The organism is Paenibacillus sp. AN1007, from assembly GCF_040702995.1.
GTDB lineage: Bacteria > Bacillota > Bacilli > Paenibacillales > Paenibacillaceae > Paenibacillus.
In genome coordinates, this window is the sequence record NZ_CP159992.1 from 3,264,745 (window position 1) to 3,278,499 (window position 13,755).

A 13,755-nucleotide genomic window follows, 5' to 3' on the forward strand; every position below is an offset into this window, starting at 1 on the left:
TACCCGAACTCACAATCGAGTTTTTAAATCATTTATTGTATTTAACCAGTTCGGATATTCTTCCGATTCTTCCCATAACTCTTTTAGTTCTGAATCTTTCCTAATTTTCTTAACTGCTCGTTTAGCTTTTGTAATGAGTTTTTTTCCTTTACCTTTATGTTTATCGATCCAATCATATAGATCTTCTGTACTGCTTTGATTATTCAATATCTCTTTCCCGGGATTACCTTGTAGTGCCGCAAGGATCTCAATCGCGCCCAGAGCATTGGAAGCTAGATCAGACTCAATATATTCTTCTTCTAATACTTCTTCAATCGTCTCTTCAATCAAATCAATGCCATCAGAATCAAGTAAATCTGCCTTCCAATCTAATACATCATCGTTCTCGAAAATTCCAGTTCCCCATGCTCCCATCAACTTAACCTCCTAGTTTTAATAACAAACCATAAACTTACGACTTTCATTTTTCCTGATTCATTAAAAGATTGAGATGCATTCTTCATCTTTAAGCCTTGTCACCTTACAGTTCTCATTGTATTCAAATTCTATTATTCTCTCTTCAATGGTTTTATTACTCCTATCTTTAAATATGTCCTCTCGATCATAGTGAGGAAAGATAAGCTTGTCGGTTACACCTAATGCCCCAAAATCCGTTAAATTCATTGTATTCATCTCTGGCGTAAAGAAATTGACAATGTTAATATTTGGCCCCAGTAATAACGCTCCCGCACTTACTCCGACTATAATTACATTTTGTGCGGCCAGTGCTTTAATTATTTTATCAGCACCACTTTTCTTAGCGTAATACAGCAATGTAAATGGATTTCCACCATTAATATATATAACATCTCTATGTATGAGAACTTGCGGGTCATCAAATTCTATATCTACAAAATTAATATGCTGAAACCCCATGCCCCTGAAATCCTGCACTGCCCTTTGTGCATATCTATTATTTTCTTTCATAAGGGATCCTGTTGTAATGATAGAGACCTTTAATTGGGAAGTATCTCTATCCATTAAATTCAGAAATTGATTTTTAATATGTTCAGTAATAAACCCACAAGAGGTTAGCAGCACGCTGCTCATTGAGATCCCCGTCCTTTAATGATGATTTATCTAATCTTTATCATTTTATTAACCATTTCCTGATTTCCGCTATTGTTACTGTGTCTAAATGTGTCCCACCGACTTAAGCGACCATTGGGAGTATAGATACTCAATAAATAAGATCTTCACGTACTTCTATTCCCATCTCATGGCAGTAATCCCTATACTTCTTCAATACAGTATAGATATCATCCTGACCAATCACGGAATCATTATTATCGAAATATTGAAGTGTTCCTCCCAATATGAATAGGGTAATGACCTCTTCATCTTGTGTTATCAACGTATGAATATCTCCCGGTGGTTCAAATATAAAAGTTCCAGGTTTCGCAATCCAGTTACGCCCTTCATAACTCCATTGTCCTTGTATATTGTAACCAATAACGGAACCGCCGGTATGACGATGCCGAGTCAGCACTTTATTACTTTTTATCTTAAACAGGTATGTCCAGCTGCCCGTTGATAAATCAAACCTTAGCGGTTTAAAATGACAATTCGCTTCGCCTTCATCAAAGGGTACCCACGGTAAATCTTCAATATCAAATACTCTTTCAGGTAACTGCATGCTTTCTGCTAATTTTATAACAGCATCATTAATCAATTGATTCATATAAAAATCTCCTCTTTTACGTTTAAGTAGGTTTGCGTTATTTCAGACGTCTTCTTGAATTAACTGACAAACGTTTGTATTTTTCTTCCTTTTTCGATCCGCTCTTCAAATTGACCTTTCGTATATTCATTAATTACTCTTTTCCAAAATATTTGTGCTCCTTGATTACTCTCAATTTGGTGCACTTCCCACGGTCCTTGATGTCGGTTGAATACATCGATTGCTGCTGACTTCCCCAGTCCTTCTCGTCTGTACTTCTTTAATATGAAAAATTCTGAAATTGAATAATGTGGAAGTTCAAGTTCTTCTATGAAGCGAACTAAAACAAAGCCTACATACTTTTCTTCTCGTTTAATCAAATAAGCAAATTGCTGGTTTCCTTCTTTAAAATAATCATCTAAAGGGTAAGGTCGATACTTCCCGTTCTCTTCTACATCAAAGTCAAGAAATTCAGAAAAATCATAAATATATAATTGCATAAGATTATCTAACACTTCTCTATACTTTTGATTGACTTGAACGATAGCAACATTCATTTTATATCCCCCGCTCTAATTCTGATCTGCATGATACTATATTAACGGATGTAACCTACTGCTCGAACCACTCTACTAATAATTCTAGTTGTTTTTCTATTTTTTCAATTACATCCTTTTTTAATACAATATTATGGCCTGATATCCATGTTTCCATATCTAAATTTTTGTATATATTTATTGTTTCTCTATAGTGTTTTTATCACAATTCAGAGCTAATTTCTTGGAGTCCATTACAAATTGACAGGAAAATATAATCGCATCAGGACTTATTACTATTGGAATTCCACATATGAAGCATACGAAATTGCAAATACGTTGTTTGGTTAGCTGGGCTGTAAAACTTGACCTAAACTGATCAGATTATACTTAAAGCAAAAGCGTGATTAATATCTAATCTTAAAATATACTTTACTTCTTTTAAGGTAAGGAATATTTTGGTTTAAAAGGTGATTAAAAATATAATATAAAAAAATAACAGGAGTAATCATGAACACTTCACATTGGATTACAATATGTATACTAATAGTACTCCTTTTACTTGCCTTAAACCTGATAATTAATTACATTAGCCGTAAAGATCAGGAAAAAGCACCTCCCATTATAGTTAAGATATGGCTTATTCCCGTACTTGCTGCACTAATTATTATCCCTGTGGCCGTTTTCACAATGGTATACAATCTTTTTTTTTATAGCATTGGGGAGATAAGCAATTTCCTGCATTTTGAGAATTTTGGGGATATCACTGTTTTTTCCATTCTCATCATTACCGGGTTCATCTTGTTCGAAACCTTGGTTCATCCAATCATCGTAACCCTACTAAATTACGGTATGAAGAAACAAGTTTCAATCTATACTCGTAACGCTATTACGATATTGGCTGATAGCGTCATTATTTACATTTTGGCTTCAAGTTTTGTCAGCATTTATATTGCCGATTTCTGGTCTGCCCTGTCTATATCAGTTTTTTATCATATAATTGAATGGGTATTAACACTCTGTTATAAATTATTTAAGAAGAAGAGTAAAAATAATTCCAACTGGATATAAAAACATGATCATATTGCTTTACAAGTTGACAGAATTGGCGGCCTATCTGCCTCATTCCTTTGTTTTAATGATTTATAAAAATCCGAAGAGTCTTATCAACTGATTGGTCAGTTTTTTCTTAGCCATTTACATCGAATTTCTCATAACGTTCTTGTATTCACGACCCAGCATATGCTGGGTGTCCGGCAACCTGCCGGATCAAGGGCGCATGCCCGCAGCCTGAAGACTGTTATTGATGTATCCGCCTTTCCTGGTTCAGCTTTCAAGTAATCTTTTAATTCGCAGTATTTGACTTATATGTCTCGCTTCATGTATATAAAGTAGTTCAATCCATTGTTTTAATGATAATTCTTCAAAGAACGGATGCTTTGCGGCCTTCCTATTAAATATAGTAAGGTCTTCTTCTCCTTCAATTACGTTCAACAAACTTCTTCTTGTTTCGGTCAATTTCTTATTCATGATCTCGTATGTTAATACTTCATCCTTCTGAGGTTTAGCAAAATCAGGTGATTCAAACTTCCTTTTCTCATTAGCTAGTAAATCAATTCGTCTTGAAGGAGCGTTCAGATCATCCGCAGCCAAACCTTGTTTTATAGCCTTTGTAAATAATAATTCAGTCATAACTAAATGCTGACAAACTTGACCTATACTCCATGCTCCTTCTCTCTCCGGAAGATTAAATAAATGAACCGGTACTTGTTCAATGATCTGAGTTAACTCATTTCGTGTCTGTTCTAGTCTTTTTAGAATATCCTGCATCATTGTTTCACCAGCCTTAAATAAGTTTTTTGCGGATATTTCTTATAACGTTGTTGTTTTCCTGACGTTTATGTGTCTGCCTGAATCCGCTTCCTTGAAATGCCTCTGGCAGACCGAGCTGACAGCCGCGAAGCTGGAACATGTTGTTATACGATGTATGACACTTCTTTTAGTTACAATCCAAAATCAATTAAGCCTTGATCTTAACGTTTCAATAAATTCATATTCATTCTGTTCTATCCATTGCTTTCTAATAACCAATTGATGAAGTATGAATCGAAAATATTCTTCTATCTCCCGTCCTGAATAATATTGACCTATGTAAATACATAGCAATGATACATAGTACATCTGCATCAAAAAGGGAATCCATTTAATTTCTTCATCTGTTAATGTCATATGTTGAGAATACTCATCCAAAAATAATTCTAGATTTGAAAGTGAACCATCATCAAATTGAAGAAGATGGTTCATACAAATAGCTAATTCTAATGCACGAACATCATATGAAGCAAAGTCAAAATCTAATACCCCACTCATCTTCCTTGTTTGGTTATCAATAAGCAAATTAAAAATTAATATATCATGATGAACAATCTGCTTTGGTAAATCGTCTACAATAGATTCATTTCTTTGAACAGCTTGTAATGAATGTAGTAATATAGATAATTGATTACTTTCAATCTCAAAAGGTGGCTGATCAAAAAAACGGCTTACGGATCTTTCGTTAGATAATTGATGAAGATTGTATATTTTATAAAACTTAAATTCCTCCATTAATAAGTCACTTTTAAATTTCTTAAATGCAACCGACAGTTCACCAACGGTTTTTCCATATTCCTTAACATCTGATACCCGTGTTAGGTCAGGAACTTCTCCTTCAATAAAACGCATAACTGAACCTAATTGACCATTTGATAGCTGCACAAACCTCCCTCCTGTCTTGGCAATTAAAAATCCAGGAAGCTTAAATGAAAGATTAATATGTTGTTCAAGGAATGTCGTTAATTCAATTTCGAATTTTAATTTCTCTAGATTTTTTGAGTGGTTGTCATATATTCTTGCAACATATTTCTTATTGTTAACGGTTAATACTTGAGAGTAATTAGTAAGACCGAATGGCACTGATTCAATTTTTTCAACTGCCTCATTAAAATAATATGTAATCAGCTCTTTGAGTAAATGTTCCAATATAGTTTCCTACTCTCTTTGTCAAATATCGTTTAACGTTCTGATATTCGCGACATCCATTCCCCTTAGATAGCTCTTATCTTAGGGAAATGGATGTGTCCAGCTGCTTCCTCTTCTTCGAAAAACCTCTGCCTGACCGAGGGGCGAATATATTGTTATCCGATGTTCATGCCTTCGTGAATAGCTTACAAATACTACTTGTTAGATTTCTTTTCTATAACTTTTAATATATTTCCCACACTTCTATCATCCCAAATAATTACATGACACTTTTCTTTATTTAACTTTTGAAGAGCGCCAAGTCGATGATTACCATCCCTCACACTTAAAGAGCCTTCTCTATTTTCAGCAATTAATGGGGGCATATCCTATCCACTTTCTATACGTTTAGAGATTTGATTAATGTTATAATTCCACCAATCTTCATCTTCTACATATTCCATATTTAATTCAGGACCAAGTGCTCTATTTAAATAACTAATATCAATTTCAATTGGCCCTAACCAAAATCGTCTTTTCATTTTTAGTCCTTCTGATAATCCAACATTGTTTCCTTCGCCGTTAAAAAAAAGATGAATCCATGTTTCTAAATCATCATTTGCAGCGTACTCCATTGCAGTATCTAATGTGAATCTCGTCATAGCTACGTCCCGCCCCCAACTCAAATATTGTCTTCTTAGTTTTTAAAATACCCTGCATGAATTTCGTATAACGTTCCTGTATTCACGAACTCCAAAGGGGTTGTCTGCTGAAATCCCTCTTCGAAATCCACCCCGCAGACCGAGGCTCCATCGGAGCCGAGCTTGAATATTATGTTAGGCGAAGATCTAATGCTTCTTTGAATATCTTCCAAAATTCCAATGTCCATTCAATAAAATTAAATTATAATAAATGACTAAACAAATAATACATAGGCAAACCTACAGATACTGTGGCAGCTGAGTAAATGAAAATAGGACTGTTAATTATCTTGAATATACTTAATCTTTTAGAATTTTTATGAGGTTTCAAATATTCAATTCGAGCAGATCCTATATACTCATTGGTGTAGCCAACCACTAAATCTTGGGTTCTATATGTTAATTTAGTAATTTCTAAACTTGAAACAGGGATCGTTACTTTAATCTCTTTTGATGTTATTGCATTTTTAGATAAATTCCATAATGTCGGTTCTCCAACAAAAAACCATAACGTAGGTTTTTTACCGTTAGTATAGTTGGAAACTTCAGTGCCACTAGGCTTTAAATGAACAGTGTGTGCATCAATAATGACTTCCTTAGAACAATATCTAACAAGTTCAGTTCCAGGTAAATCCTTATAACTTGTTATTTTTTTCGTTTGTTTCGATCTGAGAAGTAATAAAAAAATCCAAAACAAAGCCACTAATACCAATACAATTGATATTGAGAGAATATCCTTCATTGAATCCACATCCTAATGTGTATTTATTTCCAGTAGGTGTCACACTTCATATTACAATCCGTCTCAAAAATAATCTTTAAAAGTAAACTCCCCTAAAGAAGCTTGTTCATTTTCAAAACGTTATTGTATTTAACTATTAGATTTTCGCCTAACGTTCCTGTATCCACGACGTCCCACCGACTTAAGCCCCGCCTGGGGCGCCCGCGATGCGGATAGTCGGTGCATATGTGTCCGCCTGATTCGACTCCCCTGCTACTCCCCTTCGGACAGACCGAGGAAACGTAAGGTTCCGAAGCGTGGATATGATGTTAGGCGAAGGATATGCCCTCTAGATCAAACAATCAATAATCTCTTTCGATTTTGTGTATTTAACTAATCTATAAATTTCATTCATTACACGTGTCTTTCCTTTTTCATTTGTCCACCAATTGTCAGGACGTGTATTGGTATCTAAAACTCCACATAAGCTATACTCAATCCATTCAGGCATAAAGGTTTTCATCGATAACAAACAACGTCTTAAGTGAAAATAATTAGTAACTAATAAAATTCTTTTTATATTTTTCAACCCATAGTATTCTTCTAACAGATCTTTTGTGTATATAATATTTTCTGCTGTGTTTGTTGATTTTGTTTCAAGTAAGATATCCGATTCACTAGCCCCTAGACTTATTGCAGCTTTTTTCATAATTAGTGCTTCTGGTGGGTCAGACTGCCCCCCTGACATAACAATTTTTTTCGCTCTACTATCATTTAATAGTTCTACTGCTTTTGGCACTCTGTATTTAGGTGCTGTTATACTTCCAAAAACCAAAATGATATCACCTATTTGTCCATCGTCATCAAGGTTCTCAAAGATAATCTTATTTATAGTTGAGTGTTCTAAATCTTCTAAGTTTAATTGAGATAAATACATATACTCCTCCTTGGTATAATTTGCATAACTTTCGCATAACGCTCCTGTATTCACGACTCAACGCATGTCGAGTGTCCGGCGAATGCCGGACCAAGGACGAACGTCCGCAGCGTGAATATATTGTTAAGTGATGTTCCAGTCTTCATCGAATCACTCAACTTCTTATCTTCTTCATCTCTTATGAACGAAGTAATTTAAACGCCTTTAAATCAATGTTAAATTCTCCTTTAGTCAGTACATCAAGTCCCAAAAGTCCGTTAATGTTGTGATATTTAAATGAAGTAAAGTCGATGTATACATCTTCTAAAATAAAATCTCCCACTTGTATACCCTCAATTTTCTTACTAAAGGCATGCTCTTTACCTCCAATCCCGTAGCTGGTTATGATTTCGTCGTCCATACTCACTTGTATCCCAATCTCGTCTACTTCATCTTGTGAAATTAAGCTGTGACTAGCCCCTGTATCGATCACGATGTTCGATATGACTTTCTTTTGCTTATTAAAATGGACTGTTATTTCCGTAAATAACAGTCCTTCTCGATATTCAATATTCATTTAAAGACTTCTCCTTAACCCTATATTTCTCCTTACCTTCACTACGACTTGATCTTTGGAAGTATGATAAACCAATGTTTTATCTCGGCTATTCAATAATTCGCGAGTCGCTTCTTCATCACTGATCGGACCAATTACGGCTACATCATCAATGACCTCTTGATTGTCAGTTTCTTCTGAATGAAGAACTTCAAATTTTACGAACTGATTCGGAAAAATCTGCTGAACTTCTTGCCATTTCATCTTTGTCCCTCCTCTGTTTTGATGGTTACATTATACCATTTCATAGATCTATAACTCTCATTGGAATTTCATTTAACGTTTCTGTATTCATGAACCCCAAGGGGATTGTCTGCTGATATACCTCTTTGAAATACCTCCTGTAGACCAAGGGTCCAACGGAGCCGCCGCTTGAATATATTGTTATATGATGGAAATGCTTCTTCGAGATTGCTTACCAACATGTCTTCACTCACTTCAATTATTATTTTAGCTTTGATTCATCTTTTCTCATGTGTTATCATATCTTTAAAGAAAGACCAAGTGCGGTCAACACTTGGTCAATACAATTGGCTTGGATGGTCTATCCCTTCTTAAGTCAAGTCAGGATAAAAACCCACCTTCGGCGGTCAACCTTGGGGTGGGTTTTTACTTTCTCTTGTTGTTATTGATATACGTCAAAAGTGCAAGAATGAATGTACCGAATAATAGCATTAGAGTCATCGCATCTTTCACTTCCATGGTTTCACCTCCTTTCGAAGGGAAACCATACCCACCCAAGATTCAATTGTATCTATATTTTACCTGTGTTTACATCTCCGTACAAGTGTTCTTATCTACTTTTTTGTATTATTCCTTTATTCTATTTTCAGCCTATCATTTCTATCATTTCTATCATTTCTATCATTTCTATCATATAACGTTCCCGTATTCACGACCCGACACATGTCGGGTGGCCGGCGAATGCCGGGCCAAGGGCGTATGCCCGCAGCGTGAATATTATGTTATAAGATGTTGGCGCCTTCTTGAATTACTCACACGTACTATAAATTAAATTCATCTTTAATTAATCTTGCGACTTCATCTGCACTTAAATTTGTATTATTGATTCTCAAATAGTTCTCTCTAGTAATTTCTCCCTCTTTAGAATTGAGTCGATGTTCTTCCATCGTTTTGATTAAGTCCATTTCAGAATATTCAATATTTCTTTTTGTTGGTTTTTGATCAAGTCTAAACGCCGTTTTATTTCGTTTTAATCGTTCTTCTATATCTGACTCTAATTCAACAAAATAAATTTCTGCCCCTTTCGATTCAAACAAGTTACATGTTTGCTTGACGAATTCCCAGTCCTTCTGAAGATCAAACCCCCAAAGGTAAGTAAAAATAAGTCCATACTGGTTGCTGCTTGCGAACGATTCAAAAAGCTCTCTTCTTACGATACTTGATAACCTCCAAGTTTCACTACCAAAACCAAAAAAGGGATGAAATAGCTCGATCGACATGTGATTGTGAAACAATTTCAATTCCGTTATTTTCGTTAATTCATGACCAACCGTCATCTTTCCAACGGCCTGTGGGCCAAATATCAATATGAACTTCATAGGTATCACCCCGGTTCTTAATATCTTGCGCCAATGTCTTATAACATTCCCGTATTCACGACGTCCAACGTAGTTGGATGTGTCCGGCGAATGCCGGACCAAGGACGAATGTCCGCAGCGTGAATATTATGTTATCCGATGCTGCTGACTTCTTTGATTAGCTTACAAATCATGTTCTTGTTTCTTCCAGTTTTCACTCTTTTATTAATGTCTTCTTTCATAAGTTCTTGTTATTAAGCTATGCTAATGAATACTATTGATACTTCTTGAGAACAGTTACTTCTATTCAAAAAAGTTACTCTTCGCAAGAAATTAATCTTTAATCTTTTTTTTAGCAAACTTCATAGCAAATAACTGAGGAATCAAATTCAAAATACTAACAAAGATTAATAATTGATACGGTGTTAGTGGCTTAAAATAGACACTCCACTGTTCATTGCTTGTCATATCGCTAATGAAATAAAACGAAACTATTAAAGATATTATGTTACCAATAATAAAAAATATGGAATTACTAAAAAGTTTACCGAAGAAAGCAAGAAGTGTCGTCCCTACAATCATAATTAAGTAACCAATCATTGAATGATTAATAAAATCTTGGTGCATCGAAAAATAAACAAAAGGAAAACAATATAAACAGACTATTAGAATACCAATTGCCATTTTCCTCATATCATCACCTCTCTCAATTCTCTTAATGTCATTTCAAGTTCTTCAACCAAATGTTCTTTTCCTAAATTATAGATCACTTGTTTTTTTATAAAATATCAACTATGTAACATGCTAAATAAAATAACCTTGTATATTTGTGCTCATAATATTCTTCTAGACGCTGCGGTTGACAAATAGTTAGGCTTCATAGATTTTTTTTATTTTCCCCTTGATTATTTATTTTTGTAGTTTTCAGCAGTTTCGGATAACGTTCCTGTATTCACGACTCGATGTATGTCGAGTGTCCGGCGAATGCCGGACCCAGGACGAATGTCCGCAGCGTGAATATATTGTTATCCGATGTTGCTTCTTCATCGTCAACTCATTCAAGTCTGCATTTGCTTCTTCAAAAAATTTAGTAACCCTTTGATTATTATTTTTCTCATTTGTTCATAAGTAATTAATACATAATAACTTCTTTCTTCTTCCTTATCTTTTCCATGTTCCTTCATAGTCAATGAATTTATAATTCTTTCATCATTTTTTTGACTGAAATGAAAATTAGAATAATTCCCTTCATGCACAAAATCGTGTCGAATATTATAAAAAATTGTAGCTATGATATCTAGGTTTAGCCCTGATGAATTTTGGGCACGTTCATCTGACAATGATCTTTCTATGTGTTCTAATAAAAATGCTTGGTCTGCCTCATCTATACACTCTGCAAAGAATCTTCGAATTATTTTAATTTTATCTCTTACTTTTGCACCATGATTTGCTATATGGCTTGTAGCCTCAATACAAACAATCCAATAGAAAATGGCTAAGACATGTCGTCCAGGCTTTATTGATATCATTTCATCTCCTAATGAAATTAATCTTGAAATATTGTTAATTATTCTTCTAGGTATAACATTATCCATTTCGTAGCAAGTTCGCAATAATTTAATAGCCTGTTCTCGATCTCCAAAAAATTCACTGAAAAACTTTATATACTCTTCGCTAATGACTGATACTTCTACAAACCCCTCAGAAGTATATTTTTCTATAATCTCCAAAGCGTTTCCCCCGTAATATTATTTGTTTTAAGCAATTTCGGATAACGTTTTTGTATTCACGAACCCCAAAGGGGTTGTCTGCTGAAATGCCTCTCCGAAATCCATCTAGCAGACCAAGGCTCCACAGGAGCCGCAGCGTGAATATTATGTTATACGACGGAATCACATCTTCGAGTTAACCAACATCCTCTTATATTCTATTCTTTCATTGGTCTGTTAGATGTTCCAAAAGATCTCCAGGTTGGCATTCCAATGCCGTACATAATTTATCAATGACTTCTAAAGATACATACTCATTTGTGTTGAGCTTTGCCATCGTTGCAGATGAAATTCCCGTCATTCTCAATAAATCTTGTTTCTTAATCTCCCTGTCAATCAATAATTTTTGAAATGGTTTATAACTTATCATCTGGTACTCCTTTGTATCCGAATTGAATTTTTCTTTAATTATATGAAAATATATTTTTTTAATCAAAAATATCTTTGATATGTCTTGACTATAATTTTCATTATGATAAAATAATATTCAATAAGTTGAATTTTTGTTCGCAAAATAAAACATAACGGACGGTGATCATTTATGCACAATTCTTTAGAAGTCTTACTTGATTCGTTGATTCGTAATCGAATTGAAGCCTTATATAGCGATCTTCTCAAGAACAACACCATTTATAATCAATTCTCAGCCGATCGAAATCTTTACTTCAAACAGTTACATGAGCTTCTACCTCAGGATATGCATAAAACTCTATTTCTTTACGATGACGCAGACCTTTCTGTTCATACAATATTAGAACGAGAAATCTATTTACAGGGGTTTAAGGATGCTCTTCAATTACATAATGAATTAAATATAACATCTAATTGAGAGCCAAACGGCTCTCTTTTCATTTGATACTATTCTATAAGTTGTTGCATACACGAATCCAAGAACCTTAAGGCGACGTAGTCGCCGGCTGCGCTTGCGCAGTTTGGTTCGCAGGAATTGTCCGCTGATTCCGCTCCCCCGAAACTCCTCTTGTGGACCGAGGGACAGCTTTAGCTGGCCCAGTGCGTGAATGTGTTGTTATCGAAAAGATATGCCTTCTTTGAAAAAACTAAAGAAAAAAAGAATCCCTTAAAAAAGGAATTCAAAAAGGCAACCACAAAACATCTTCAAGTTCTAATTCTAGAGTTTCTTTAAATAAGCTTTCAATACCATTATTATCGTATAACGGGGTGATTTTGCTTTTATACAATTTAAGAACATCAAGAAGACTTGTCGATACGAGTATTTGCAAATTATTTTTCAATTTTTTTAGCTTTTCATTAACCTCTTTTATTACTTCATTACCCAGATCATCCGCGATAATATCACCTTCGCGAATAGAGCCCTTCTTGTCAAATAGCCTAGAGTTATTAAGCAAATCATCATAAATTACTTGAGTTACTTCAAAGACAACAGGTCTTTCTTTCTCCGCCGAAAAAACATAGTCTTCCTGAAATTTCAATAACTGAACAATTTTCTTGGTATACATTGAAATTGTTTTTTCGTTCTGTTTTTTTACAGCATCTTCGTATTGTCCTGTTTCAGATAATACTGTACGACCTATTTCATTTACCATTTCATTCATTCTATTAGAAATGTTTTGGAGCTCAGTAACGGAGTTCAGCACTTCTTTCTTATCTTTTTGAGATTTAAGATCAATGAGGTAGTTAAAAAACATTGAAGCAATTTGGCTTCTTAAATATGTTTCAATATCATCGAATTTTTCGAAAGTGGTTAAAGCTTTCACCTTAACTTCATCAATAAAATCAAAAACATTTGTACTGTCAACATACGCAAAGTTAAACTTTGAGTCCGGTTCATTGATGAGCGTTAAGATTGCATCCTTATTTTTCTTAAACGTATGATATTCCGAATATACGTTCTTATCAATAAAGATAAAGATTGGAATATTGTTACTTACAGCTTCTTTAAACTCTCTTCTAGTTATTGAGATATAATTTTTCTCATAACCCTCGATAAATTCCAGGTGCTTCTCTTCACTGGAAGGGGCACCATAACGCCCACCAATGATTAGTATCATCATATGGCAAAGCTTGACCTCATTGTAACAAGAAATATCCAATTCTTGATTGAATTCAAAATACACATTACCACTTTCAAATAAAACGGGCTCAAACCCATACTGCAAAATAAATCTTTCAATACTATTTCTGATATGTTTCAAGTCGTAATATGTAGAACTTACAAATATCCTAGGCTTCATACCTAACCCCCAAAGGTAATCTATTATATTCAACTAATATATT

19 protein-coding genes are annotated in these 13,755 nt (G+C 34.4%); 2 read left to right on the forward strand and 17 right to left on the reverse strand.

Annotated elements, in window-relative coordinates; translation table 11 throughout:
- Positions 1-9: 9 nt before the first annotated feature.
- The 4 genes from ABXS70_RS14360 to ABXS70_RS14375 form a co-directional block, all read right to left on the reverse strand.
- The gene (locus ABXS70_RS14360) at positions 10-414 is read right to left on the reverse strand and encodes a DUF4259 domain-containing protein (protein ID WP_366296438.1); all 405 of its coding nucleotides are present in this window, start codon (positions 412-414) and stop codon (positions 10-12) included.
- A 63-nt stretch (positions 415-477) separates the two neighbouring features.
- Positions 478-1,089 carry a Type 1 glutamine amidotransferase-like domain-containing protein gene (locus ABXS70_RS14365; protein ID WP_366296440.1) on the reverse strand — a complete coding sequence of 204 codons (612 nt, stop codon included), beginning with the start codon at positions 1,087-1,089 and terminating at the stop codon, positions 478-480.
- A 130-nt stretch (positions 1,090-1,219) separates the two neighbouring features.
- Positions 1,220-1,720 (reverse strand): 2,4'-dihydroxyacetophenone dioxygenase family protein, encoded by a 501-nt coding sequence (locus ABXS70_RS14370; RefSeq protein ID WP_366296441.1) that lies wholly within the window; start codon positions 1,718-1,720, stop codon positions 1,220-1,222.
- Positions 1,721-1,779: 59 nt separating this feature from the next.
- Positions 1,780-2,256: a GNAT family N-acetyltransferase gene (locus tag ABXS70_RS14375; protein ID WP_366296442.1), complete on the reverse strand. Its 477-nt coding sequence runs from the start codon at positions 2,254-2,256 to the stop codon at positions 1,780-1,782.
- Positions 2,257-2,745: 489 nt separating this feature from the next.
- Here ABXS70_RS14375 and ABXS70_RS14380 point away from each other — a divergent pair, with 489 nt between their 5' ends.
- Positions 2,746-3,306: a hypothetical protein gene (locus tag ABXS70_RS14380; RefSeq protein ID WP_342555590.1), complete on the forward strand. Its 561-nt coding sequence runs from the start codon at positions 2,746-2,748 to the stop codon at positions 3,304-3,306.
- Positions 3,307-3,561: 255 nt separating this feature from the next.
- Here ABXS70_RS14380 and ABXS70_RS14385 read toward each other — a convergent pair whose 3' ends face one another.
- The 12 genes from ABXS70_RS14385 to ABXS70_RS14440 form a co-directional block, all read right to left on the reverse strand.
- Positions 3,562-4,068, reverse strand: a complete 507-nt coding sequence (locus ABXS70_RS14385) for a DinB family protein (protein WP_366296444.1) — start codon at positions 4,066-4,068, stop codon at positions 3,562-3,564.
- 183 nt (positions 4,069-4,251) lie between these two features.
- Positions 4,252-5,256, reverse strand: coding sequence for a phosphotransferase (locus ABXS70_RS14390; protein ID WP_366296446.1), 1,005 nt, complete (start codon positions 5,254-5,256; stop codon positions 4,252-4,254).
- 194 nt (positions 5,257-5,450) lie between these two features.
- Complete coding sequence (locus ABXS70_RS14395) at positions 5,451-5,621, reverse strand: hypothetical protein (RefSeq protein ID WP_366296448.1); 171 nt, start codon at positions 5,619-5,621, stop codon at positions 5,451-5,453.
- A gap of 3 nt (positions 5,622-5,624) precedes the next feature.
- The gene (locus ABXS70_RS14400; RefSeq protein ID WP_366296450.1) at positions 5,625-5,897 is read right to left on the reverse strand and encodes a hypothetical protein; all 273 of its coding nucleotides are present in this window, start codon (positions 5,895-5,897) and stop codon (positions 5,625-5,627) included.
- Positions 5,898-6,138: 241 nt separating this feature from the next.
- A complete protein-coding gene (locus ABXS70_RS14405) occupies positions 6,139-6,678 on the reverse strand; it encodes a hypothetical protein (protein WP_366296452.1) in 540 nt (179 codons plus the stop codon).
- A 328-nt stretch (positions 6,679-7,006) separates the two neighbouring features.
- Positions 7,007-7,594 carry a YdcF family protein gene (locus ABXS70_RS14410; protein ID WP_366296454.1) on the reverse strand — a complete coding sequence of 196 codons (588 nt, stop codon included), beginning with the start codon at positions 7,592-7,594 and terminating at the stop codon, positions 7,007-7,009.
- Between the two features lie 178 nt (positions 7,595-7,772).
- Positions 7,773-8,150, reverse strand: a complete 378-nt coding sequence (locus ABXS70_RS14415; RefSeq protein ID WP_342554822.1) for a retropepsin-like aspartic protease — start codon at positions 8,148-8,150, stop codon at positions 7,773-7,775.
- Positions 8,151-8,393 (reverse strand): hypothetical protein, encoded by a 243-nt coding sequence (locus ABXS70_RS14420; RefSeq protein WP_342554821.1) that lies wholly within the window; start codon positions 8,391-8,393, stop codon positions 8,151-8,153.
- Between the two features lie 405 nt (positions 8,394-8,798).
- Positions 8,799-8,891 carry a putative holin-like toxin gene (locus ABXS70_RS14425; protein ID WP_007431380.1) on the reverse strand — a complete coding sequence of 31 codons (93 nt, stop codon included), beginning with the start codon at positions 8,889-8,891 and terminating at the stop codon, positions 8,799-8,801.
- A 302-nt stretch (positions 8,892-9,193) separates the two neighbouring features.
- Positions 9,194-9,751: a shikimate kinase gene (locus ABXS70_RS14430; protein ID WP_154886303.1), complete on the reverse strand. Its 558-nt coding sequence runs from the start codon at positions 9,749-9,751 to the stop codon at positions 9,194-9,196.
- A 1,037-nt stretch (positions 9,752-10,788) separates the two neighbouring features.
- Positions 10,789-11,460 carry a hypothetical protein gene (locus ABXS70_RS14435; protein ID WP_366296457.1) on the reverse strand — a complete coding sequence of 224 codons (672 nt, stop codon included), beginning with the start codon at positions 11,458-11,460 and terminating at the stop codon, positions 10,789-10,791.
- Between the two features lie 205 nt (positions 11,461-11,665).
- Positions 11,666-11,869, reverse strand: coding sequence for a helix-turn-helix transcriptional regulator (locus ABXS70_RS14440; RefSeq protein WP_211085345.1), 204 nt, complete (start codon positions 11,867-11,869; stop codon positions 11,666-11,668).
- A gap of 171 nt (positions 11,870-12,040) precedes the next feature.
- On the opposite strand from ABXS70_RS14440, the gene ABXS70_RS14445 reads away from it, so the two are divergent.
- Complete coding sequence (locus ABXS70_RS14445) at positions 12,041-12,328, forward strand: hypothetical protein (RefSeq protein WP_366296459.1); 288 nt, start codon at positions 12,041-12,043, stop codon at positions 12,326-12,328.
- 262 nt (positions 12,329-12,590) lie between these two features.
- Here the strand turns inward: ABXS70_RS14445 and ABXS70_RS14450 are convergent, their stop codons facing one another.
- The gene (locus ABXS70_RS14450; protein WP_366296461.1) at positions 12,591-13,712 is read right to left on the reverse strand and encodes a DUF4062 domain-containing protein; all 1,122 of its coding nucleotides are present in this window, start codon (positions 13,710-13,712) and stop codon (positions 12,591-12,593) included.
- Between the last annotated feature and the right edge of the window lie 43 nt (positions 13,713-13,755).